This is a genomic window from Nonlabens sp. MB-3u-79, from assembly GCF_002831625.1.
Classification (GTDB): Bacteria; Bacteroidota; Bacteroidia; order Flavobacteriales; family Flavobacteriaceae; genus Nonlabens.
The window spans coordinates 382,407-407,143 of record NZ_CP025116.1 but is presented as its reverse complement, the minus strand read 5'-3'; the positions used below and the strand labels follow the sequence as shown (position 1 = coordinate 407,143).

Genomic DNA, 24,737 nt, shown 5'->3' with positions numbered 1-24,737 from the left:
ATAAACATCTTTACGAGTAGGTGAAGAAGGTTTTTTTGAAACTTAAAAGATATAATATGAGATTTTGTTTAGTTATCGCAGCGTCACTTTTGCTTTTTTCCTGTAAAGAAAAAGAGGCTGATGTGTTTGTTCCAGAAGCACAACAATTTGTGGGCAATGCGATAGGAACCACCTATTCTATAAAGTTATTTGCAGACGAAGAAATACAAGTAAAAGCAGAAGTGGATAGCATCATCGATATGTTCAATAATTCAATGAGTACGTGGGTAAAAGGCTCGTTGATCAATAGAATAAATGCAGGAGAAGACGGCGTTCTCGTGGGCAAGCCTTTTAAAGAAGTATTTGAACAAGCGCAAGAAGTATATCGCAAGACAGGTGGTTATTTTGACCCCACGGTTGGGAATCTAGTGAATGCTTATGGTTTTGGCGCTGACGGTACACAGGAAAGAATACCTTCTCAAAAGCAAATCGACAGCCTCAAGCAACTGGTAGGTTTTTACAAAATGCAATTGCTTCCTTCTCAAGTAAAAGATTCTTTTTACATTAAATCTGATCAAAAGGGAATGTACCTAGAATTTAACGCTATCGCAAAAGGAACATTGGTGGATTACATGGCCAGATTACTAGATCAAATGGGAGTTAAAAATTATTTGGTAGAAGTAGGTGGAGAGGTAGTTACCAAAGGAATGAATCTAGAGCGCAATGGAAAATGGTCTGTTGGTATAGACGATCCCAATCAAAAACCTATGCAACGCCAGTACATCACTGTGGTGGAATTATCAGATAAAGCCATGGCTGGAAGCGGTAATTACCGCAAGTTCAAAATAGATCCAGAAAGCGGTCAAGAGTTTGTGCACACGGTAAACCCGTTGACAGGTATGGCGCAACCCAGTGAGGTTCTAGGCGTTAATGTGATCGCAAAAAACTGCACACTAGCTGACGGTTTTGCGACTGCTTTTATGGCTATGCCACTAGAGAAGTCTAAAGAGTTGCTTCAGGATTTACCAGACCTGGAGGTGCTTATTATGTATATGGATAGGAGTGGTTTATTGAGGTTTGAAACCACACCAGGTTTTGAGAGGTTTGTAAAAAAGGCTGGGTAGATTTTAACCTATTTAACTTTGTAAAGCGTAAATATGCCGCTTTCCAAAGGGTAGAATTAATTCTACCCTTTGGAAAGTAAAAAAGCGCTTAATTTTCTAATTCAGGATTTACGGTTCCTTTATCATGATGTGTTTTTTGATTTCTAATATATTCTGCAATAAAGCTTACATCTTTTTTACTCACTGTAAAAGCTCCATATCCTCTAGACCATTCAAAAAAGTCACTTTGAGTTAACTCGTTCAAAAACCTAGAACTGGGTGCTTTTAAATTTTTAACCACAGATGCTATGGTTATTGTCGATGTAATTTTTAAAAGTAAATGTATATGATCTTGCATTCCATTTATCATTAGCGGCGTTAGTTCTAGCTCTAATGGCTTATTCCATAAAAATTGATGCAACTGTTTTTCAAATCTGTCAGTTATTAAGTAATCACGATAATTGGTCACAAAAACTAGATGGATGTATAGTTGTAGATTATTTCTAGACACGAAATAAAATTACATATTATTTTTTAAAGTGAAGGTAAGAGCATATCAAGGCTTTGTTTTCCCTAAGGGTAGAATTAATATTACCCTTAGGGAAAACCTGTTCTTCCAGCATCATATTTTAATTTAAGAAATAAGGTTTATTTACTCACCACAGGAATCAACTCCCCAGCGGCAAGTCGGTAACGGTCTACTTGTTGAGCCCCTAGTTCTTTGGTGTAATCCACTGCGGCAACTGTAAAACCTGCTTTTTCTAACCGGTCAAAATAATCCATTCCATAAACACGCACATGGTCGTATTGTCCAAAAATACGAGCGCGTTTTTTAGGATCGGTGATAGAATCATCTTCAAATGTTAGATCGCGATCATTGTCTAATGGTATTTGTAGAATCGCCTTCCCACCAGGTTTAAGAACTCTAAAGATTTCTTGCATCGCTTTAAAATCGTCTGGAATATGTTCTAAGACGTGATTGCAAAGAATAAAATCAAATTCATTATCAGCAAATGGCAGATTACAGATATCGGCAGACACATCAGCAAGTGGCGAATTAAGGTCGGTGGTGGTGTAGTTGATGGTCTTGCTTTGGCGAAAGCGTTTATAAAAACATTGCTCTGGAGCAAAATGCAACAACTTTTGTGGTCTACTAAGTAAATCGGTTTTGTGCTTCAGGTACAGCCAAAGCAGTCGATGGCGCTCTAATGAAAGTGTGGATGGAGAAAGCACATTCTCCCGCACCTTTTCATAGCCATAAGGCAAGAAACTTTTAAAGGTCTTTCCATCAATAGGGTCTTCATATTGCTCGCCACGATACCACCAGGTGATCAATGGACGCACATAATAACTGGCACTTATAAGCCAAGGTCTGGGGATGAGGTTGAGAAAGAATTTAAAGAGTTTTTTCATGTTTAATCTTGTCATTCCGCACTTGATGCTGAATCTGCTTGTTCTATCTGCACTTTAGTTTAACTCTAAGGTCTTTTTCCCCAACCCTAAAGGGTGAGTTTTTCTTTTCTTAATCAAAAAGTGTTGGGCTTTCTACTTGATTTTGATTTTACTTTTGATTTTATTTTTACTCTTTCCAGCGGTAGGGGTCTTCTTCATTAGAAGTTATTCCTAGCACTTCATAGATATAATCAAAGGTACTCAACAAGCGAGGCTCGCCATCTACTATAGCTATATTGTGCTCAAAATGTGCGCTAGGTTTCATGTCTTTGGTTTTGATCGTCCAGCCGTCGGGATAATGCTTGATGTCTTTAGTTCCTAAGTTGATCATAGGTTCTATAGCCACGGTCATTCCTTCTACAAATTTCTTACCTCGACCACGTTTTCCGTAATTAGGCATTTGTGGATCCTCATGCATCACTTTTCCCAGTCCATGACCTACGAGTTCACGTACGATTCCGTAACCAAAAGATTCACAATACTCCTGAATCGCATAACCTACATCACCAACTCGGTTTCCAGTTCTGAATTTTTCGATTCCTACGTATAAAGAGTTTTTTGTTCTATCGAGAAGATCAATCGTTTCTTGAGGTACTTCTCCCACGGCAAAGGTATAGGCATGATCACCATAAAAACCATCTACGATGGCACCACAATCTATAGAAAGTACATCACCTTCTTTGATTGCTACTTCTTTAGGAATTCCGTGAACAACTTCTTCATTAGGAGAAATAAGCAATGTGCTCGGACAATCATACAATCCTTTAAAGCCAGGGATGGCGCCATTGTCACGTATGTATTGTTCTGCAAGAGTATCTAGTCTTAGTGTAGTGACTCCTGGCTTGATTTCGGCAGCAATCATCCCTAAGGTTTTACTTACCATTAACGCCGCACGACGCATGATTTCTAGCTCTTCTTTATTCTTTGTTACGATCATATTTTATAGAAAGCAACAAAGGTAGTTATTATACTTTCATTTGTCTTTAAAGTAGGTTGTGATCCCAGAAAATTTGATTGTAGTAAACAGAAGGAATGATTCATTTATTAAATGCTCATTGCACTTTAGAGCGGAATCGCTTGGAATCGTTCATATACGTATTATTTGATTATCTATAGATCTAGAACTTGGAGCTTTTTCCTTTGGGGAAATGTCCGCAGGACAATGGGACTTGCCTATTATTGAAACATTGCAAGACAAAGGCTGTTTTCTATTCTTAAACTTCTTTCTATTTTTCTTAAATTCGCTAGATGAACATTGACTTAAAAAATAAAACTGCTCTGGTTTGTGGGAGCAGTACAGGAATAGGAAGAGCAACAGCCATACAGTTTGCTCAGGCAGGTGCTCGCGTAATTTTACTGGCGCGCAATCCAAATAAACTTCAGGAAGTTCTCAATGAATTAGATAAAAGCCAGCGCGATGACCATACGTATTTGGTTGCTGATTTTTCTAATTATAAGGAAGTGGGAGCTGTGGTTTCCGCTTTCGCGAAAGCGAACCCCATCCACATCATCATCAATAACACAGGCGGCCCTGCACCAGGATTCTTAATCGATGCAGAAGTCGATGCCTTAGAACAAGCTTTTACACAACATGTAAAATGCAATCAGGTATTGATTCAAGCTTGTGCTCCAGGAATGAAAGAGGCCGGTTATGGAAGGGTGATCAATGTGATTTCTACCAGTGTAAAAGCGCCTATCGAATTCTTAGGTGTTTCTAACGTGATACGTGGAGCAGTGGCCAGCTGGGCAAAAACACTAGCGACCGAGTTGGGCCCTCACGGCATTACTGTAAATAACATATTACCTGGTTTTACCGCAACCGATAGATTGGATAAAATTATTTCGGGAAAAGCTTCAAGAGCTGGGCAGAGTGAAGAACAAGCTGCCGAAATCATGAAAGGTCATGTGCCTGCAAGAAGATTTGCCGAGCCAGAAGAAGTAGCTAATGCGATTACATTTTTAGCCAGTGACAAAGCTGGATATATCAACGGTGTCAACTTGCCAGTAGACGGTGGAAGAACGAAGAGTCTTTAACAAGAATAAAAATAAAAGTAAAATCATAATTTGAATTTTTAGTCGAATCATGTTGAATAGTCTTCTCTTTTTGAGACGACCGCAGTACAGTTGGGGAATAAAACTTAATAGTAACTAAGTACTTAAAAATGAATAAAAAACTACGTATCAACGGTCACTCACATTTACTTCCTTATCCGGAGCAGATTCCGGATTTCATGCGAGAAAAGGGGATTTTTTGGGTGGATCCTGAGCGTAAAAATATGTTACAAAAAGACTGGTCACGTCCAGTAACCGACTCTAGTTTCTTTCTAGATGAAAAGTTGGAGTGGATGGATAAGTATAAGATAGATCATGCTGTTGTGCTCAATTTGAGTCAATTATACGGAAATGGCTTGCGTCTAGAGGAGATGAAACAAGCCCTGCGTTTTCAAAATGACTTTAACGCTGGAGTGCAACGTGATCACCCTTCAAAATTTACCAGTGGTTTTGTGGTACATCCAGGCTATGTGCGTGGCGCATTATGGGAAATGGAGCGCTGTGTAAAGGTATTAGGGATGAAACTACTTTGTTTACCTACTCATTATATGGATACCATAGGTCAATGGAGGTGCATTTTTGATGAAGAAAACGAGCCTATTTTTGAGTTGGCCAGCGAGTTAAATCTCGCTGTAGAAATACATCCTTATGATGGAGAGAAATTTATTAAACTTCAAAACACCTCTTGGCGTTTTCATTTGATCTGGATGCTGGCTCAATGTGCAGATGCGTATCACTTTCTAACTTTAAACGGGTATGCTCAAAAATATCCAGGAATGCGGGTGTGTTTTGCGCATGGTGGACAACTGGCACAAATGAATTTAGGACGTCGAATTCAAGGCTTTGATGGGCGACCAGATTTATTTGAAGGGAAAACACATCCTAGAAAATCAGTGGGGCATCCTAATATTTTCTTTGATACGCTTGTTCATGATACGGGTTCCTTACATCTTTTAGTTGAAAATCAAGGTTCAAAGCAGGTTCTTGTTGGTCTCGATGACCCCTACCCGCTTGGAGAGATGGATAGTGAAAAACAGAGCAGTTATCCTGGCAAAATAATAGACCTCGCTATGGAACGCGACATCATTACTTCAGAGGAGGCCGATGATATGTGGGATGAGAATGTAGTGCAATGGCTTTTCGGAAATGATCAAGAGGCAAAAAAGACTTTTTATGAACGTGTTAGGTCTTAAATTTTTGGATCTATAAAGATTCAAGATGGTTTGAAACCGCATCAATTGGGCATTGGAATACTTTGATCCGTTGATGTCGAAGTTATTGAACTATTCGGTGTAGGTAAACTCGGTGAAAGAAAGTGCCACATCAAATTCCATTTTTTATAAATAAAACACCAGAAATCAGAATAATTAAAATATTCTGGGAGATTAAGAGATATTTTTAATTCATACACTTCTAAAATCCTATTTTTGCAGTCTAATTAGGTTACATGAATTACGCAGAAAATATATTAGGTACTATAGGTAATACGCCACTTGTTAAAATGAACAAACTGGTAGAAGATATTCCAGCTTTAGTACTCGCAAAATACGAGACTTTTAATCCAGGTAACTCTGTAAAGGATAGAATGGGGTTACTGATGGTCGAAGATGCTGAGGCAGACGGTCGTTTGAAACCTGGTGGAACCATCATTGAAGGAACTAGTGGTAATACTGGAATGGGACTTGCTCTTGCTGCAATCATAAAAGGATATAAGTTAATCTGTGTACTGAGTGATAAACAGTCTAATGAAAAAATGGATATTTTGAGAGCAGTAGGTGCTGAGGTTTATGTGTGTCCTACAGACGTAGCTCCTGACGATCCACAATCTTATTATTCAACTAGCAAGCGATTGAGTGAAGAAATACCTAACTCTTGGTATGTGAATCAATACGATAACCCCTCCAATTGTAAAGCCCACTTCCAAAGTACTGGTCCTGAAATATGGGAGCAAACAGAAGGGAAGATCACTCATTTTGTGGTAGGTGTAGGAACTGGAGGTACGATCTCTGGAGTAGGCTCTTATCTTAAATTGAAGAATCCTAACATTAAGATTTGGGGAATTGATACTTATGGTTCTGTGTTTAAAAAATATCATGAGACGGGAATTTTTGATGAGAACGAGATTCATTCTTATGTAACAGAAGGAATAGGGGAAGATATTTTGCCGCTCAATGTTCGTTTTGAAATCATCGACGGCTTTACTAAAGTAACCGATAAAGATGCTGCGGTTTATACAAGGAGACTGGCAAAAGAAGAAGGAATGTTTTTAGGAAACAGTGCCGGAGCTGCCATCAAAGGATTAAAACAAATTCACGAAGAAGTAGGTTTTACCAAAGACGACGTCGTAGTGATTCTCTATCATGATCATGGAAGTCGCTATGTAGGTAAGTTTTTTAATGACGACTGGATGCGTTCTAAAGGCTGGTTAAAAGAAGATGGGACGTACCATCCAGACGATGAATAAAACACGAAGTGCTGGGGTGTTTAGAAATTAAATATTCAGTATTTCCACACAGATATAGCTATTAAAGCTAAAAAAAACCTCAAAACCGTATCGCTTTTGAGGTTTTTTTAGTCTGTACCATTTATGAATTGATGCAGATAAGGGGAAGCCTGCAGTAATGTAGTCGGAAAGGCCAAAGGATGTTGGATTTTTTGTTTTTCTACTTTAAATTTTAAAAAGGTGTATAAACTCTGATTATTAAGATGTTATATTTTATTTCTATCTTTCCGTATGCAAGAAGATTTTATACATTACCTCTGGAAATTTAAGAAGTTAAGCGGTCAGGAACTGCTTACTACTGAGGGGAAACAGGTGAAAATAAAATCTCTGGGAACACATAATTTCTTTTCTGGACCAGACTTCTTTAACGGTCGTGTAGAAATTGATGGTCAGGATTGGGCTGGCAATATAGAGATGCACATCAAAGCAAGTGACTGGTATCTTCACGGTCATGACGATGATCCGGCTTATGATAACGTTATTCTGCATGTTGTCTGGATGCATGATGCAGAAATTACGAGAAGAGATGGAATCAACATCCCTGTATTGGAAGTATCGCAGTACGTTACTCCAGATTTAGTGCAGTCCTACAACCAACTTTTTGCCGTAAAAAACAACCAATTCATCAACTGTGAAAGTCAGTTTTCCCGTATAGATTCTTTTAAGCGAGACTTGTGGTTAGAAAAGTTATTTTTTGAGAGATTAGCGCAGAAGTCTGATCGTATAAAACACATGTTGGACCAAAATAATAACGATTGGGAAGCTGCTTTTTTTCAGTTGCTGTCGAGAAGTTTTGGCACAAACATAAATGCCGATGCCTTTGAACAGCTCGCCAGTAGTATGGATCAGGCCGTGGTACGCAAATTAGCAAAAGATGCATTCCAGTTAGAAGCCGCCTTATTAGGTCAGGCAGGCTTGTTGCAGGAAAGTAAAAAAGATCCTTATTATAAAGAGTTGGCTGATGAGTACGCTTTCGCGAAAGCGAAACACAACTTAAAAGCCTCTTTAACCCCTATGAAATTCTTTAGGCTGCGTCCGGCTAATTATCCTACCATCAGGATTTCACAGCTCGCGAGATTGTATCAAAAAAATCCAGTTCTTTTTGGAGCCCTTCTTCTTGCTAAATCCAGAACAGAAATCCACCAACTTTTTGAAGTAAAAGCAGCTAAGTATTGGGATACGCATCATGTATTTGATAAAAAAACCGAAGAAAGAGAAAAAGTACTTACTACAGATTTTATCGATTTATTAATTATCAACTGTATCGTACCTATAAAATTTATGCATGCCAGAGCTATCGCAAAAGATATCACAGAAGAGTTGCTGGAATTAATGTACCAATTGAAACCAGAGAAGAATACGATTACAACTGGTTTTAGAAAGCTTTTTAAGGTAGAAAACGCCTTGCAAACACAATCTTTATTACAGCTAAAGCCCAATTACTGTGATGTGAATAAATGCTTGAGCTGCGATATAGGAGTCGCATTACTGCGCCCTTAATCGAGTCACTTTCTAAATCTTGAATAAGACCTATAAAGTATCAAAGCTATTGCCTAAATTTACACAATGGGAATAGTTACATACTTGCGCACTATCATGGAAAAATACGGTTTTTACGTATCTACTCGTGTGGCGGAAAAACTAGGGATGAAAGCTCGCAGTGTGCGCATCACTTTTATCTATTTTACCTTTGCGACATTAGGTGCTGGTTTTGCAGTGTATTTGATTATGGCTTTTTGGATCAAAATCAAAGACCTGGTTTATACAAAACGCAGCTCTGTTTTTGACCTTTAACCTTATAATTTGTGCCTAGTAAACTTAGAATAGCAATTGCTTTATTGTTTCTCGTGCTTTTTGCAGGAGTTTTGGGCTTTAAATTATCCATGGAGCTATCATGGATAGATGCCTTGTATATGACCGTAATCACGATCACGACCGTAGGTTACAGGGAAATAGCAGAGCCCTCTCAAGCAGCTAAATTATTCACAGTCTTCTTTATTCTCATTAGTGTTATTGTCGTAGGTTACGCGGTATCTGCTATTTCAGAATATTTGTTATCTCGGGATAATCAGGCAGACCTCAGGAAGAAAAGAAAAATTAAACATTTAGAATCTATGGAAAATCACATTATCGTTTGTGGATATGGTCGTAATGGAAAGCAGGCTGTTCAAAAATTACAAGATTATAAAAGAGATTTTATTATTATAGAAAAAGATCAACAGGTTATAGATGATGCGTCTCTTGACGAGCAAAACTTTTTTAGAGGGAATGCCAATGAAGATGATGTGTTAATAAATGCGGGTATAGAAAGAGCTTCTACTTTGATCACTGCATTGCCAAAAGACACAGATAATTTATTTATAGTTCTCAGCGCAAGACAGCTCAATAAGGACCTTAAGATCATCTCGCGCGCGAGTGAAGAGAACTCTTATAAAAAATTAAAGCTCGCTGGAGCTGATAATGTAATTCTTCCAGATACTATAGGTGGACAGCACATGGCTTCCTTAATTGTGAGTCCAGATTTGATCGAATTCTGGGATAATCTCAGTTATGGAGGTAGTGAAGGAGTGAATTTAGAACAGATTTCTTACGAGCAAATGTTTGACGAAATAAGAGAATGCAACATTATAGATCTGAATTTAAGAAAGGAAACAGGATGTACGATCATAGGGTACAAAGCGCCCGACGGTAATTATACGGTAAATCCAGATCCTAAAATGCAACTAGCACCAGGTTCTAAGATTATTGTTGTTGGGAATACAAAGCAAATTCAAAAGTTGCAAAGAGTCTACAGAATTAACAATGAGGTTACATAAATAGTCCCAAAACTTTCAAACAGCAAGATTTTTGTGCATCTTGCCGCCTTAATATTAACCCAAATAATAATTGATGAAAAATCTAAACAGAATTTTCTTGTCATTGCTAGCTATTATGCTATCAACAGCTGTTTTTGCGCAAGAGCAAAAGGATGAAAAAGGAATAGATGAAAAGATAGACGATGCCTTCGGTTGGGCTACTGGTGACTACGTTAGCGGCGTTTTTTATCAAATTCCATTTGGATCTGTTCAACATGACATGACGATCGAGTTGGATGTTTTTGACCGATTGTCCATTATAGACGCAGGAGACCCTGATGCTATTCCTACTTATAATTCCGATAGCGGTGTTCAGTATGAATTGATACAAGACAGTTTGAGGGTAAGTAGTATTTCTCTTCCTGGAGAACAGGTGGCAGAAGAGCTAAAATTTAAAACTCCAAATAATAAAATTATCGTTACTGGAGGTGTTTTTAAGATTGCTAAAGCTGATGTGTCCTTTAGGGATAAAGTTGAAGTAACTGCTTATGCTCCTTTTACAAGAATCTACTGGGTATTGTTCCCATTAATCTTAGGAGCTTTATTCTTTACAGTATATTTTAAATTCGTCAACTTTTCAGGAGTATGGAGAGCTATCCAAGTGGTACGTGGTAAATATGAAGATATTGAGAAACACGGTGCTGAAATGCTTTACGGAGAAGATGGTATTGCAAATGGTGTCGACATAAATAAAGTAGACAGCCTAGAAGAGCACTTAAAGGAAGTGAGCGATGAAATTACCGTTGATGGTGACATCAAGGATACTATTAGAGACGAGAGCTCTGATGGAGAGGTTACTCACTTTCAGGCTTTGACCGCTGCACTTTCTGCTACGGTTGGGTTAGGTAATATTGCTGGAGTTGCGATTGCAGTTTCTGTAGGTGGTGCAGGAGCAACTTTCTGGATGATCATTGCAGGATTCTTAGGGATGGCTTCTAAATTTGTAGAATGTACGTTAGGTGTAAAATACCGCGATGTAGGTCCTGATGGAACTATTTACGGAGGGCCTATGTACTACCTTACCAAAGGACTTAAGTCTATGGGTCTAGCGGGTCTAGGTAAAGTACTTGCTGTTTTGTTTGCCATTATGTGTATAGGTGGTTCTTTTGGAGGTGGTAACATGTTCCAAGCTAACCAAGCTGCGCAAATGGTAGAAAATATAACTGGTGGAACCGAATCCTTTATGTATGGTTACCGTTGGGTCTTTGGACTTTTGATGGCCATATTTGTTGGAATTGTTATCATAGGAGGTATTAAGTCTATTGCTAAGGTTACCGATAAGATCGTTCCTTTTATGGTAGTGACTTATGTAGGAGCTGCCCTTTGGGTAATTATTGCAAGATATGACATGATAGGTGATGCCTTTATGCAAATCATTGATGGAGCATTTAGTCCAGAAGGAGTTGCCGGTGGTGCGATAGGAGTTTTAGTACAAGGTTTTAGAAGAGCAGCCTTTTCAAATGAGGCTGGTGTAGGATCTGCATCCATTGCACACTCTGCAGTACGTACCAAATATCCTGCAAGTGAAGGTCTGGTAGCCTTGCTAGAGCCGTTCATTGATACGGTAGTGGTTTGTACCATGACCGCAGTAGTTTTGATTATTACAGGTAACGTTAATCCAGAAAATGCTGGACTTGCAGATGCTGATGCGATCCTTTTAACATCTGATGCTTTTGCATCGGTGATTAGTTGGTTCCCTTATGTACTTACTCTTGCAGTGGTATTATTTGCATTTTCAACTATGATTTCTTGGTCTTATTACGGATACCAAGCTTGGGCTTACCTATTTGGAAGAACGACTAGAACGGAGTATACCTACAAAATCTTGTTCTGTATATTTGTAGTAATAGGTTCTGCTGCTAGTTTAGGAAACGTGATCGGATTCTCTGATGCGATGATCTTTTCTATGATGGTTCCTAACATGATAGGTATTGTACTTCTTGCGCCTAAGGTCAAGAAAGAAATGACTAAGTATATGAACGCAATCAAATTGAAACGAGAAGCTCTCGATTAAGTATATATAATGAAAAATTTTAAATCCCTCTTTGCATTTGATAGAAAACAGCAAAGAGGGATTTTTGTGTTAATGCTACTTTTAATTGTCGTGCTGGCTGTTTTTATTTACGTAAAACAAAAGCCTAAAGAAGTCTTGAGTTTAAAAGATACAACGACCTATCAGAGTAAAGTAGACTCTCTTGCAGCAGTACAACAAAGAAGGAGAGATACCATTTATCCTTTCAATCCCAATTATATTACAGATTATAGAGGTTATAAACTAGGTCTTAATGTAGAAGAAATAGATCGATTGCACCGCTTTCGCGAAAGCGGAAAATTTATCAATTCTAGGAAAGATTTCCAGCAAGTCACACAAGTAAGCAATCAGTGGTTGGATAGCATAGCTCCTTATTTTAAATTTCCAGATTGGGTGACCAGGCCTGAGAACTCTTACAAAAACGACAACACATGGCTTCAGGGTCGCAAAGTGGTGGCAAAAGATATTAATGCGGCAAGTCAGGAGGAGCTCAAAAAAGTATACGGTATAGGCCCAGCGCTATCTAGCAGGATACTGCAAGAAAGGGGACGCCTCAAGGGATTTATCGATATCTCACAGGTAAGAGGTGTTTACGGACTTACGGACTCGACCATGATTCAGTTAAAAAAGCATTTCTATGTGACCCCGCCATCAGGGTTTTTAAAAATAGCATTGAACACGGCTACTGAAGAAGAGTTGTTATCTATTCCATATTTTGACGACTATCTAGTAGAAAAGCTTGTGGAGCAGAGAACTTTAAGGGATGGTTTTAAAAGTTGGGATAAAGTCATGTTAACATCTAGGTTTCCGCAGGAAAAATTAGGTTTAATTCAGCTATATTTGTCATTAGATTGATAAAATCAGTCTTAACTGAGAATTTCACATTTAAAATTTGATTTTAAATGTTTTTCAATAATTATATTGTAACAACTGTATGTATTCAAAATATTTTACTGAGGAGCATGAAGCCTTCAGACAAAGCTTTAGAGATTTCTTAAACAAAGAAGCCGTTCCTCATATTGAAAGATGGGAAGAAACCGGTCATATAGATCGGGAGATTTTTCAGAAAATGGGAGAGATGGGGTATTTCGGTCTTTACTATCCTGAAGAGTATGGAGGTCTTGATTTAGATTTTTTCTACACGGTTATTTTTCTAGAAGAAATGCAACGTATCAATTCTGGTGGCTTTGCCGCTGCAATGTGGGTACAGGCATTTTTAGGAGCTCAACATTTATTGAAAGAAGGTGACGAGCGCATCAAGCAAGAATATCTAGTTCCTACACTTACGGGTGAGAAAATAGGATGTCTAGGTATTACAGAGCCTTTTGGAGGTAGTGATGTAGCGGGAATGAGAACTACAGCCGTAAAAGATGGCGATCATTACGTAATTAACGGTTCAAAAACTTTTATAACAAACGGTGTTTACAGTGATTACCTAGTGATCGCTGCAAAAACAGATTTAGAAGCAAAAGGTAGAGGCATCTCTATTTTTGTAATGGATCGCGAGACACCAGGTATCAGTGCGACTAAGTTGAATAAACTAGGATGGAGAGCAAGTGATACAGCAGAAATAGGATTTGATAATGTGCGTATCCCTGTTGAGAACCTGATGGGAGAAGAAGGGAAAGGCTTTCCTTACATCATGCAACATTTTGCATTAGAGCGTTTGATCATGGGGATTAATTCTCATGCCCGCGCAGAATATGCCCTTGAGTACACCATTGGTTATATGAAGGATCGTACCGCATTTGGTAAGTCACTAGACACTTATCAAGCCTTACGTCATAACCTTGCAGACATGATGAGCGAGGTAGAAATGTCAAAATGCTTTAATTATTCCATTGCAGAAGAGCTGGATAAAGGGCTCTACCCTGTAAAAGAGGCAAGCATGTCTAAGCTTCTTTCTACAAAAATTGCAGACGAAGTTATTTATAAATGCCTTCAGTACCTAGGTGGTTACGGTTATATAGAAGAATACCCACTGGCTAGAATGTCACGTGATAGTCGTTTAGGGCCTATAGGTGGTGGAACGAGTGAGATTATGCGGGAGATTATCGCAAAAATGACTCTTGACGGTAAGGATTATAAACCTGCTGCAAAGTAGTCTAAGTGTTCCGCTTTCGCGAAAGCGAAAATAACACACATATCAATTTAAATAAATATCTTTGAGATTGTAAAATAATATGTACTTTTGCGATCCCAAAGAAAGGAGGTGATGACACTATGTTAATAATACCAGTTAAAGACGGAGAAAATATCGACAGAGCTCTAAAGCGTTTCAAAAGAAAATTTGATCGTACAGGAAAAATGCGCGAACTACGTAGAAGACAGCAGTTTACTAAACCATCTGTTGCAAAACGTGCTCAAAACATTAAAGCTTCTTACATTCAAGGACTTCGTGACGCAGAAAACCTCTAGAGAATTTTTCCTTTAGAATATCATACCGCTAGTTGTAAATTTATACATTTACAATTAGCGGTTTTTTTATGGATCTTACCTCATATATAGAATATCTTCAACTTGAGAAAAATTATTCTTCTCATACCATCTTAGCTTATGAAAAGGATTTAAATCAATTTAATTCTTTCCTGAGAGAAGAAGGGGTGCAGGAGATAAATGAGGTGAACTACAGTTTGATTAGGGGTTGGGTTACTAGCTTGCTAGAGAACGGAGGTTCTAATCGTACAGTGAATAGAAAGATGTCTTCCTTAAAGTCATATTTTAAATTTCTGCTTAAAGTGGGTGAGATAACTTCAAGTCCTGCGGCCTCTTATAAGAGCCTTAAAATTTCTAAAAAGATACAAATACCTTTCTCAACAGAAGAGGTTTTGAAATTACTAGATTCACCCTACGACACCACTAGTTTTGTGGAGTCACGAGACTTTTTAATCATCGAACTCTTTTACGCGACAGGCATAAGAAGAGAAGAGTTGATCAATATAAAGCTCAAGGATGTCGATGTCTCTGGTAACACGATTAAAGTGTTAGGTAAAAGGAATAAAGAGCGGATAGTGCCCTTAGTTTATTCGATAAAAGATCATATCGAACAGTATGTAGTCTTGCGCCAGTCTATAGCGCAACCAGTAACAGATGAGCTATTCACAACTCTTAAAGGAGTTAAAATGTACCCAAGTCTTGTTTATCGAGTGATAAAATCATATTTTAGTAAGGTTTCTTTGAAGGTAAAAATAAGCCCACACGTATTGAGACATACATTTGCAACTCATTTACTAGACCGTGGGGCAGATTTAAACGCTGTTAAAGAATTGCTAGGTCACGCTAGTTTATCATCAACACAAATTTATACGCATTCTAGTATGGCGACATTAAAGGGTGTTTATGGTAATGCGCATCCTAGGTCCAAAAAATAATTAATCTAAAACTATGTATTATGAAGGTAAACATGCAAGCAGTCAATTTTGATGCAGATTTAAAGCTCATCAGTTTCTCTCAAAACAAATTAGATAAGCTGGAACAGTTCTACAGTAAAATTATTAATGCAGATGTATATTTAAAGGTGCAAAAGACCTCTGCTCCAGAAAATAAAATAGCTGAGATAAGACTTTTTGTTCCGGGAGATGATATGGTAGTAAAGAAGACTTGTAAAACTTTTGAGCAGTGTATAGATGAATGCGTGGCTTCTTTAGAGCGTCAATTGATAAAAAGAAAAGAAAAGTTAGCTGCGCACTGAAAAAAATATTAAAAAATATTTTGGTAATTAAAAAATAGGCTTACATTTGCAGTCCGTTAGAAATAGCGGGCTTTTTTTATGGCTAAAAAAGTATAAAAGCCGATGTAGCTCAGCTGGCTAGAGCAGCTGATTTGTAATCAGCAGGTCGTGGGTTCGAGTCCCTCCATCGGCTCTTTAAAATAGTGAGGTCTTAAAAGACTTTTAGGGGAGATACTCAAGCGGCCAACGAGGACGGACTGTAACTCCGTTGGGAAACCTTCGCAGGTTCGAATCCTGCTCTCCCCACTTGATATTATCTGGGAAGATAATTTGAAATAATGAATACCTTTTAGTTGTAAAACTAATAAATGCGAGAGTAGCTCAGTTGGTAGAGCGTCAGCCTTCCAAGCTGAATGTCGCCAGTTCGAACCTGGTCTCTCGCTCTAGATTAAACTCTATTTTTATTGGGTTTAAAGTCAATTTGTCCATTTCCTTATAATAAGGGTTTTGCCGGTGTAGCTCAGGGGTAGAGCGTTTCCTTGGTAAGGAAGAGGTCATGAGTTCAAATCTCATCATTGGCTCTGTTAAATAAAAATAGGTCTCAACAGAGGCCATTACTAGTATAGACTGATTTGGTTTTAGCTCCGTGTCTGTCTTATTTTAAAATTGAACACTAATATAAACTAAGATTATAAATTATGGCTAAAGAAACGTACGATCGTTCGAAACCCCACCTGAATGTAGGAACTATTGGTCACGTTGACCACGGTAAAACTACACTTACTGCAGCAATTACTAAAGTGCTTGCTGATGCTGGTTTCTCTAAGGCGACAAGTTTTGATCAAATTGACAACGCTCCTGAAGAAAAAGAGCGTGGTATTACAATTAACTCTTCACACGTAGAGTATCAAACAGAAAACAGACATTACGCACACGTAGATTGTCCTGGTCACGCCGATTATGTAAAGAACATGGTTACTGGTGCTGCTCAAATGGATGGTGCTATTCTTGTTGTTGCTGCTACTGATGGTCCTATGCCACAGACACGTGAGCACATCCTTCTTGGACGTCAGGTAGGTATTCCTCGTATGGTTGTATTCCTTAACAAAGTGGATATGGTAGATGATGAAGAGCTTCTTGAATTAGTGGATATGGAAGTACGTGATCTATTAAGTTTCTATGAATATGATGGTGACAATGGTCCTGTTATTTCTGGTTCTGCTCTTGGAGCGCTTAATGGAGAACAAAAATGGGTTGATTCTGTACTTGAATTGATGGCTGCTGTTGATAGCTGGATCGAAGAGCCAGTACGTGAAATGGACAAGCCTTTCCTTATGCCTATAGAAGATGTATTCTCTATTACAGGTCGTGGTACTGTTGCAACTGGTCGTATTGAGACTGGTGTAGCTAACACTGGAGATCCTGTTGAGATTATTGGAATGGGTGCACAGAAGTTGACTTCTACCATAACAGGTATTGAAATGTTCCGTCAGATCCTTGATAGAGGTGAAGCAGGAGATAACGCAGGTATCTTGTTAAGAGGTATTGAGAAGTCTCAAATTTCTCGTGGTATGGTAATTACTAAGCCAGGATCTGTAACTCCTCACGCAAGATTTAAAGCAGAGGTTTATATCCTTAAGAAAGAAGAAGGTGGACGTCACACTCCATTTCACAATAACTACCGTCCTCAGTTTTATGTACGTACAACTGACGTAACAGGTAACATCTCACTTCCTGATGGTGTTGAGATGGTAATGCCAGGTGATAACTTGACAATTAATGTTGAACTTATCCAGCCTATTGCATTGAGCCTAGGACTTCGTTTTGCTATCCGTGAAGGTGGTAGAACTGTTGGAGCAGGTCAGGTTACTGAGATTTTAGATTAATTTCTAATTGATTATATTAAGTATCCTATCTATTTTTAGATAGGATACTTTCCCTTTATATGGGGAAGGCAATAAATCGTTCTTTTTAGGGTGATTTTTTTGCGGGCTTAGCTCAGTTGGTAGAGCACTGGTCTCCAAAACCAGGTGTCGTGAGTTCGAGTCTCTCAGCCCGTGCATTATAAATATAGTTGGCTTTAAACAACAAGTTTTTTATTGATGTTTTAAGTTTGACGTTCAGAACATCACTATTATGAGTTTGATAACATACGTAAAAGAGTCTTATAATGAGTTAACGAATCACGTTACTTGGCCTACTTGGGCTGAAACGCAAAAGTTAACAGTTACAGTTGCTGTATTCTCTATTATTTTTGCGCTAATTGTAGCGGGTATTGATTATGTTTTCAGTGCTGCTATTGAGAATTATTTTAGTTGGATTAAGCAAAATTAATAATCGCTATGTCAGAAGAGAAGGATTTAATGAAATGGTATGTTGTTCGTTCTGTAAGCGGCCAAGAAAATAAGATCAAGGATTATATAGAGTCAGAAATTGCTCACCATAATCTTGGGGATTATTTAACGCAAATTCTAGTTCCTACTGAGAAGGTGGTTCAGATTAGAGATGGTAAGAAATATCACAAGGAACGTGTTTATTTTCCTGGGTATATTATGGTACAAGCCCGATTAGAAGGTGAAGTGCCTCATATTATTAAATCTGTGAACGGTGTAATCGGTTTTTTAGGTGAAACTAAAGGTGGAGAACCGGTACCTTTAAGAAGGGCTGAAGTAAACAGAATGTTAGGTAAAGTTGATGAACTTGCCGAGCAAACTGATAATATAGCTATTCCTTTTAAGAGTGGTGAAACAGTAAAAGTAGTAGACGGTCCATTTAATGGATTTAACGGTACTATTGAAACAGTAAACGAAGAAAAGCGTAAACTAGAAGTTATGGTTAAAATATTTGGCCGTAAGACTCCTTTGGAGCTTAGTTATATGCAAGTAGAGAAAGTATAAATGTTACAATTTATAGGTGATAAATAAGGCTTCCACTTTATTATCATTAAATAAGTGAAATTAATTAGAAATGGCTAAAGAAGTATCTAAGGTTGTAAAACTACAAGTTAAAGGTGGTGCAGCAAACCCATCTCCTCCTGTAGGACCTGCACTTGGTGCGGCTGGTGTGAATATCATGGAGTTCTGTAAGCAGTTTAATGCTAGAACTCAGGATAAAGCGGGTAAAATATTACCTGTAGCGATTACGGTGTTTAAGGATAAGTCCTTCGATTTTGTAATTAAAACACCTCCAGCAGCAGTACAAATCCTTGAAGCGTTAAAGCTTAAAGGCGGAAGTGGAGAACCTAACCGTAAGAAAGTTGGAACTGTCAGTTGGGATCAAATTCGTTTGATCGCAATGGATAAGATGCCAGACCTCAATGCATTTACAGTAGATAGCGCTATGCGAATGGTAGCTGGTACTGCTAAGTCAATGGGTGTGAACGTTAAAGGTGGAAACGCACCGGCTTAAAACCTGTAACAATGGCAAAATTAACAAAAAATCAAAAAGAGAATCAAGTAAAAATAGATAGGTTACAAACTTATTCTGTTGCTGATGCCTCTAAATTAGTAAAGGAAGTAACAAGCACAAAGTTTGATGCTTCTGTAGATCTAGCTGTAAGGTTAAATGTAGATCCACGTAAAGCTAACCAAATGGTTAGAGGTGTTGTTACATTACCTCATGGTACAGGTAAAGACGTTAAAGTACTTGCGTTAGTTACTCCAGATAAGGAAGCGGAAGCTACTGAAGCTGGTGCTGACTATGTAGGTCTTGATGAATACCTCGATAAGATCAAAGGTGGATGGACTGATGTAGATGTAATTATTACCATGCCTAGTGTTATGGGAAAATTAGGTCCATTAGGTCGTATACTAGGTCCTAGAGGTTTAATGCCTAACCCTAAAACTGGAACAGTTACTATGGATGTAGCAAAAGCGGTTAAGGAAGTTAAAGCTGGTAAAATCGACTTTAAAGTGGATAAGACTGGTATTATACATGCAGCAGTTGGAAAAGCATCTTTTGATGCGGAGAAGATTGCAGGTAATGCAAGAGAATTAATCAATACACTAGTTAAATTAAAACCGACAACGTCTAAAGGTATTTATATCAAAAGTATCTTCATTTCTAGTACGATGAGTCCTAGTATTGAGATAGACACTAAACGTTTTGCAGAAGACTAAAAATCTAGATCATGACAAGAGAACAAAAAGCAAATGTTATTCAAGATTTGACTGCTACGTTAGGTGAGAATTCAACTATATACCTAGCAGACATATCTGGCTTAAATGCTTCAGATACATCAAATTTACGTAGAGCTTGTTTCAAAGCTAATATAACCATGTCAGTAGTTAAGAATACTCTTCTGGCTAAGGCTATGCAAGCTTCAGATAAAGACTTTGGTGAGTTACCTGATTTATTAAAAGGTAATACATCCATCATGCTTTCTGAAGTTGCAAATGCACCAGCTAGGGTTATCGAAAACTTCAGAAAGAAGTCTGACAAGCCTGTGCTTAAAGGAGCTTATATTGAAGAAGCAATTTATGTAGGTGATGATAAGATCAATGCATTAAGCAATATCAAGTCTAAAGAAGAAATGATTGGTGATATCATCGGTCTACTTCAAAGTCCTGCTAAAAATGTGATATCAGCACTTCAATCAGGTGGTGGTAAACTCGCAGGAATACTTAAAACTCTATCTGAAAGATAGAACCCAATTTAGTACGCAATTAATTATTTATAAATTTTATTAAAACGATAGAAAAATGGCAGATTTAAAAGATTTCGCTGAGCAGTTAGTTAATTTAACTGTTAAAGAAGTAAACGAATTAGCAGACATCCTTAAGGATGAGTATGGTATTGAACCAGCAGCAGCGGCAGTTGCTATGGTTGGACCAGCTGCAGGTGGTGGAGACGCTGCTGAAGAGCAAACAGAATTTGATGTAATCCTTAAAGCTGCAGGTGGTGCTAAACTAGCTGTTGTGAAACTTGTAAAAGAACTTACAGGAGCAGGATTGAAAGATGCTAAAGCACTTGTTGACGATGCACCATCTCCAATTAAAGAAGGTGTTTCTAAAGACGAAGCAGAAGCGCTTAAAGCTCAGCTAGAAGCAGCTGGTGCTGAGGTGGAGTTGAAGTAATTCTTCTTACCTAAACAATAAAGGTTTAGACCTGTGAGCGGCGCTCACAGGCCTAGACCATTTTGCGTATAAAGATGAGACGTCGTCGATAACGCTTTTTTTAATCACTTAATACCGTGCATTGATGCTAGCAACAAACACAGAAAGAATTAATTTTTCAACGGTAACTAATAAGGCAGAATATCCTGACCTGCTGGATATCCAAATAAAATCCTTTCAGGACTTTTTTCAGTTAGAGACTAAATCTGACAAAAGAGAAGTAGAAGGCCTTTATAATACCTTCATGGAAAATTTTCCTATCACTGATACTCGTAATCAGTTCGTGTTGGAATTTCTCGATTACTTCGTAGATCCCCCTCGTTATTCTATTCAAGAATGTATAGAGCGTGGACTTACCTACAGCGTGCCTCTTAAATCGCGCTTAAAATTATATTGTACTGATCCAGAACACGAAGATTTTGAAACCATTGTTCAAGATGTTTATCTAGGTACTATTCCTTACATGACTCCATCTGGTACTTTTTGTATCAACGGTGCAGAGCGTGTTGTTGTATCTCAGTTACACAGATCTCCGGGTGTCTTTTTTGGACAGTCATTCCATGCAAATGGAACTAAATTATACTCTGCTCGTGTTATCCCTTTTAAAGGGTCATGGATAGAATTTGCGACAGATATTAACAGCGTAATGTACGCTTATATAGATCGTAAAAAGAAATTACCTGTAACTACACTTTTCCGTGCTATCGGTTTTGAAAGAGATAAGGATATCCTAGGAATCTTTGATCTTGCTGAAGAAGTGAAAGCGAGTAAAACAGGACTTAAAAAGTACCTAGGACGCAAACTTGCCGCTCGTGTACTTAGAACATGGCATGAAGATTTCGTCGATGAAGATACTGGTGAAGTAGTTTCTATCGAACGTAATGAAATCGTTCTTGATCGCGATACCATTCTTGAAAAAGAGCACATCGATGAGATTATTGAATCTCAAGCTAAGACCATTCTTCTTCACAAAGAAGATAATATGTCAGCTGATTATGCCATAATTCACAATACGTTACAAAAAGATCCTACTAATTCTGAAAAAGAAGCGGTAGAACACATATATAGACAATTACGTAACGCTGAGCCGCCAGATGAAGAAACAGCTCGTGGAATCATTGATAAATTATTTTTCTCTGATCAGAGATATAATTTAGGTGAGGTAGGTCGTTACCGAATGAATAAAAAATTGGGTCTTGATATTCCAATGGATAAGCAAGTGCTTACCAAAGAAGATATCATCACCATTATAAAGCACTTGATCATGTTGATCAACTCTAAAGCAGAGATTGATGATATTGATCACTTGTCTAACCGTCGTGTACGTACCGTTGGTGAGCAGTTGTCTCAACAATTTGGTGTAGGACTTGCTCGTATGGCTCGTACTATACGCGAGCGTATGAACGTAAGAGATAACGAGGTGTTTACACCTATTGACCTTATTAATGCAAAGACCTTGTCTTCTGTTATTAATTCTTTCTTTGGTACCAACCAGTTATCTCAATTTATGGATCAAACAAATCCATTAGCAGAGATTACCCACAAACGTAGATTATCAGCACTAGGACCTGGTGGACTTTCAAGAGAAAGAGCAGGATTTGAAGTACGAGATGTACACTATACGCACTACGGAAGACTTTGTCCAATTGAAACACCTGAAGGACCGAATATTGGTTTGATCTCTTCACTAGCAGTATTTGCAAAAGTGAATGGAATGGGATTCATTGAGACTCCATATAGAAAAGTAACTAATGGTGTTGTGAATTTACAAGACCAACCTACTTATCTAAGTGCAGAAGAAGAAGAAGGCTTGCATATTGCACAAGCTAACTTACCCCTTACTAATGGTAAGATAGATCAAGAAAAGGTAATTGCACGTATGGAAGGTGACTTCCCGGTAATAAATGCTACTGATGTTGTCTATGCTGATGTTGCTCCTAACCAGATTGCATCCATATCTGCATCCTTAATTCCTTTCTTGGAACATGATGATGCTAACCGTGCACTGATGGGATCTAACATGATGCGTCAAGCAGTGCCGCTACTTAGAGTAGATGCTCCTATTGTAGGAACAGGTCTGGAAAGACAAGTTGCTTCAGATTCAAGAGTATTGATCAATGCAGAAGGTGATGGTGAAGTAGTATATGTAGATTCACAAAAAGTAGTGATCAGATATGATCGTACAGAACGTGAGGCTTTGGTAAGCTTTGAGCCAGAAGACACTTCTTACAATTTGATTAAATTCCGTAAGACGAATCAAGGTACTAGTATTACCTTGAAACCTATCGTTCAAAAAGGCGATCGAGTTGATAAAGGACAAGTACTTTGTCAAGGTTATGCGACTGAAGCGGGTGAACTTGCTTTAGGTCGTAACATGAAAGTGGCATTTATGCCATGGAAAGGTTACAACTTTGAGGATGCAATCGTAATTTCTGAAAAAGTAGTTCGTGAAGATATCTTTACTTCTATTCACGTAGATGAGTATTCTCTTGAAGTTAGAGATACTAAATTAGGTAACGAAGAACTTACTGCAGATATTCCTAACGTAAGTGAGGAAGCTACTGCTGATCTTGATGAACACGGAATGATACGTGTTGGAGCAGAAGTGAAGCCTGGAGATATATTAATAGGTAAAATTACTCCTAAAGGAGAAAGTGATCCTACTCCAGAAGAAAAACTTCTTAGAGCGATTTTCGGTGATAAAGCTGGTGATGTAAAAGATGCTTCTTTAAAAGCTTCTCCATCGCTAAGAGGTGTTGTTATCGATAAGAAATTATTCTCTCGTGCCGTTAAGGATAAGAGAAAAAGAGCTCAAGACAAAGAAGATATTGCTCGATTAGAGCAAGATTATCAAGGTAAATTTGACGGTCTTCAAGAGCGTCTAATTGAAAAATTATTTGAAATTGTAAGTGGTAAAACATCACAAGGTGTATTTAACGATCTTGGGGAAGAAGTTCTTCCAAAAGGTAAAAAATACACTCTTAAAATGTTGAACTCCGTAGATGACTTTACACATTTAACTTCAGGAACTTGGACTACAGGTAATGAGGTGAATGATATGGTTGCCGACTTACTTCACAATTATAAGATTAAAGAAAATGATCTACAAGGATCATTAAGGCGTGAGAAGTTTACCATCTCTGTAGGAGATGAACTTCCAGCTGGTATTATCAAACTTGCTAAAGTTTACATCGCTAAGAAGCGTAAACTTAAAGTAGGAGATAAGATGGCAGGACGACATGGTAACAAAGGTATCGTTGCACGTATTGTACGTCAGGAAGACATGCCTTTCCTTGAAGATGGAACTCCGGTAGATATCGTATTGAATCCGCTTGGTGTACCTTCTCGTATGAACATTGGACAGATTTATGAAACCGTACTAGGATGGGCAGGAGAGAAATTAGGCAAGAAATTTGCCACTCCTATCTTTGATGGTGCTACATTAGATCAGATCAATGGTTACACCGATGAGGCAGGTATTCCACGTTTCGGACATACGTATTTATTTGACGGTGGTACTGGTGAGCGTTTTGATCAACCTGCAACAGTAGGTATTATCTACATGCTTAAACTAGGACACATGGTAGATGATAAGATGCACGCGCGTTCTATCGGTCCATATTCGTTAATCACACAGCAGCCACTCGGTGGTAAAGCACAATTTGGTGGTCAGCGATTTGGAGAGATGGAGGTATGGGCACTGGAAGCCTATGGTGCTTCTAGTACTTTACGTGAAATTTTAACTGTAAAATCAGATGACGTTATAGGACGCGCCAAAACTTACGAAGCTATCGTAAAAGGTGAGCCTATGCCAGAGCCTGGTCTTCCAGAATCATTTAACGTATTGATGCACGAGTTGAAAGGTCTAGGACTAGATCTAAGACTGGAGGATTAATTTTTCTGTGAGGTTGGATGTTTGTTTCGCTTTCGCGAAAGCGAAATGATCCACCAACCTCGCTACTTTAACTTAAAATAGT

General features: G+C 38.2%; 24 protein-coding genes and 5 tRNA genes. 26 read left to right on the top strand and 3 right to left on the bottom strand.

Annotation, left to right across the window (positions count from 1 at the left end; genetic code table 11):
* The first annotated feature begins 56 nt into the window (after positions 1-56).
* Positions 57-1,103, top strand: a complete 1,047-nt coding sequence (locus CW736_RS01870) for an FAD:protein FMN transferase (RefSeq protein ID WP_101012298.1) — start codon at positions 57-59, stop codon at positions 1,101-1,103.
* Between the two features lie 88 nt (positions 1,104-1,191).
* On the opposite strand, the gene tnpA is transcribed toward CW736_RS01870, so the two are convergent.
* The 3 genes from tnpA to map form a co-directional block, all read right to left on the bottom strand.
* Positions 1,192-1,593, bottom strand: a complete 402-nt coding sequence (tnpA, locus tag CW736_RS01865; protein ID WP_101012297.1) for an IS200/IS605 family transposase — start codon at positions 1,591-1,593, stop codon at positions 1,192-1,194.
* A 137-nt stretch (positions 1,594-1,730) separates the two neighbouring features.
* Positions 1,731-2,495 carry a class I SAM-dependent methyltransferase gene (locus tag CW736_RS01860; RefSeq protein ID WP_101012296.1) on the bottom strand — a complete coding sequence of 255 codons (765 nt, stop codon included), beginning with the start codon at positions 2,493-2,495 and terminating at the stop codon, positions 1,731-1,733.
* 166 nt (positions 2,496-2,661) lie between these two features.
* Positions 2,662-3,471 carry a type I methionyl aminopeptidase gene (map, locus tag CW736_RS01855; RefSeq protein WP_101012295.1) on the bottom strand — a complete coding sequence of 270 codons (810 nt, stop codon included), beginning with the start codon at positions 3,469-3,471 and terminating at the stop codon, positions 2,662-2,664.
* Between the two features lie 311 nt (positions 3,472-3,782).
* Between map and CW736_RS01850 the strand changes: the two genes are divergently transcribed.
* From CW736_RS01850 to rpoB, 25 genes are all read left to right on the top strand, one after another.
* Positions 3,783-4,568 (top strand): SDR family oxidoreductase, encoded by a 786-nt coding sequence (locus tag CW736_RS01850; RefSeq protein WP_101012294.1) that lies wholly within the window; start codon positions 3,783-3,785, stop codon positions 4,566-4,568.
* Positions 4,569-4,696: 128 nt separating this feature from the next.
* Positions 4,697-5,779: an amidohydrolase family protein gene (locus CW736_RS01845; protein WP_101012293.1), complete on the top strand. Its 1,083-nt coding sequence runs from the start codon at positions 4,697-4,699 to the stop codon at positions 5,777-5,779.
* 254 nt (positions 5,780-6,033) lie between these two features.
* Positions 6,034-7,050: a PLP-dependent cysteine synthase family protein gene (locus tag CW736_RS01840; RefSeq protein ID WP_101012292.1), complete on the top strand. Its 1,017-nt coding sequence runs from the start codon at positions 6,034-6,036 to the stop codon at positions 7,048-7,050.
* Positions 7,051-7,320: 270 nt separating this feature from the next.
* A complete protein-coding gene (locus CW736_RS01835; protein WP_101012291.1) occupies positions 7,321-8,589 on the top strand; it encodes a DUF2851 family protein in 1,269 nt (422 codons plus the stop codon).
* A gap of 66 nt (positions 8,590-8,655) precedes the next feature.
* Positions 8,656-8,883 carry a PspC family transcriptional regulator gene (locus tag CW736_RS01830; protein ID WP_101012290.1) on the top strand — a complete coding sequence of 76 codons (228 nt, stop codon included), beginning with the start codon at positions 8,656-8,658 and terminating at the stop codon, positions 8,881-8,883.
* Positions 8,884-8,894: 11 nt separating this feature from the next.
* Positions 8,895-9,905: a potassium channel family protein gene (locus CW736_RS01825; protein WP_101012289.1), complete on the top strand. Its 1,011-nt coding sequence runs from the start codon at positions 8,895-8,897 to the stop codon at positions 9,903-9,905.
* Positions 9,906-9,978: 73 nt separating this feature from the next.
* Entirely contained in the window at positions 9,979-11,958 is a 1,980-nt protein-coding gene (locus tag CW736_RS01820; protein ID WP_232735387.1) for an alanine/glycine:cation symporter family protein, read from the top strand.
* A gap of 9 nt (positions 11,959-11,967) precedes the next feature.
* On the top strand, positions 11,968-12,831 hold the full coding sequence (locus CW736_RS01815; protein ID WP_101012287.1) for a helix-hairpin-helix domain-containing protein: 864 nt from the start codon (positions 11,968-11,970) through the stop codon (positions 12,829-12,831).
* 79 nt (positions 12,832-12,910) lie between these two features.
* A complete protein-coding gene (locus tag CW736_RS01810; protein WP_101012286.1) occupies positions 12,911-14,080 on the top strand; it encodes an acyl-CoA dehydrogenase family protein in 1,170 nt (389 codons plus the stop codon).
* A gap of 119 nt (positions 14,081-14,199) precedes the next feature.
* Positions 14,200-14,394: a 30S ribosomal protein S21 gene (gene rpsU, locus CW736_RS01805; RefSeq protein WP_101012285.1), complete on the top strand. Its 195-nt coding sequence runs from the start codon at positions 14,200-14,202 to the stop codon at positions 14,392-14,394.
* A 68-nt stretch (positions 14,395-14,462) separates the two neighbouring features.
* The gene (locus CW736_RS01800; RefSeq protein WP_101012284.1) at positions 14,463-15,347 is read left to right on the top strand and encodes a tyrosine-type recombinase/integrase; all 885 of its coding nucleotides are present in this window, start codon (positions 14,463-14,465) and stop codon (positions 15,345-15,347) included.
* A 20-nt stretch (positions 15,348-15,367) separates the two neighbouring features.
* Positions 15,368-15,667 (top strand): ribosome hibernation-promoting factor, HPF/YfiA family, encoded by a 300-nt coding sequence (gene hpf, locus CW736_RS01795; protein WP_101012283.1) that lies wholly within the window; start codon positions 15,368-15,370, stop codon positions 15,665-15,667.
* Between the two features lie 98 nt (positions 15,668-15,765).
* Positions 15,766-15,839, top strand: a tRNA-Thr gene (locus tag CW736_RS01790).
* Positions 15,840-15,871: 32 nt separating this feature from the next.
* Positions 15,872-15,952: transfer RNA gene (locus CW736_RS01785), tRNA-Tyr, on the top strand.
* 64 nt (positions 15,953-16,016) lie between these two features.
* A tRNA-Gly gene (locus CW736_RS01780) sits at positions 16,017-16,089 on the top strand.
* 66 nt (positions 16,090-16,155) lie between these two features.
* Positions 16,156-16,227: transfer RNA gene (locus tag CW736_RS01775), tRNA-Thr, on the top strand.
* 117 nt (positions 16,228-16,344) lie between these two features.
* Entirely contained in the window at positions 16,345-17,532 is a 1,188-nt protein-coding gene (gene tuf, locus CW736_RS01770; RefSeq protein ID WP_101012282.1) for an elongation factor Tu, read from the top strand.
* A gap of 101 nt (positions 17,533-17,633) precedes the next feature.
* Positions 17,634-17,706, top strand: a tRNA-Trp gene (locus CW736_RS01765).
* Positions 17,707-17,782: 76 nt separating this feature from the next.
* A complete protein-coding gene (gene secE, locus CW736_RS01760; protein WP_101012281.1) occupies positions 17,783-17,980 on the top strand; it encodes a preprotein translocase subunit SecE in 198 nt (65 codons plus the stop codon).
* 8 nt (positions 17,981-17,988) lie between these two features.
* Complete coding sequence (gene nusG, locus CW736_RS01755; protein WP_101012280.1) at positions 17,989-18,543, top strand: transcription termination/antitermination protein NusG; 555 nt, start codon at positions 17,989-17,991, stop codon at positions 18,541-18,543.
* 70 nt (positions 18,544-18,613) lie between these two features.
* Positions 18,614-19,054: a 50S ribosomal protein L11 gene (rplK, locus tag CW736_RS01750; protein ID WP_101012279.1), complete on the top strand. Its 441-nt coding sequence runs from the start codon at positions 18,614-18,616 to the stop codon at positions 19,052-19,054.
* Positions 19,055-19,065: 11 nt separating this feature from the next.
* Positions 19,066-19,764, top strand: coding sequence for a 50S ribosomal protein L1 (gene rplA / locus CW736_RS01745; protein ID WP_101012278.1), 699 nt, complete (start codon positions 19,066-19,068; stop codon positions 19,762-19,764).
* An 11-nt stretch (positions 19,765-19,775) separates the two neighbouring features.
* Positions 19,776-20,291, top strand: a complete 516-nt coding sequence (gene rplJ, locus CW736_RS01740) for a 50S ribosomal protein L10 (protein ID WP_101012277.1) — start codon at positions 19,776-19,778, stop codon at positions 20,289-20,291.
* A 55-nt stretch (positions 20,292-20,346) separates the two neighbouring features.
* Complete coding sequence (rplL, locus tag CW736_RS01735; RefSeq protein ID WP_101012276.1) at positions 20,347-20,721, top strand: 50S ribosomal protein L7/L12; 375 nt, start codon at positions 20,347-20,349, stop codon at positions 20,719-20,721.
* Positions 20,722-20,845: 124 nt separating this feature from the next.
* Complete coding sequence (gene rpoB, locus CW736_RS01730) at positions 20,846-24,655, top strand: DNA-directed RNA polymerase subunit beta (RefSeq protein ID WP_101012275.1); 3,810 nt, start codon at positions 20,846-20,848, stop codon at positions 24,653-24,655.
* Positions 24,656-24,737 lie beyond the last annotated feature (82 nt).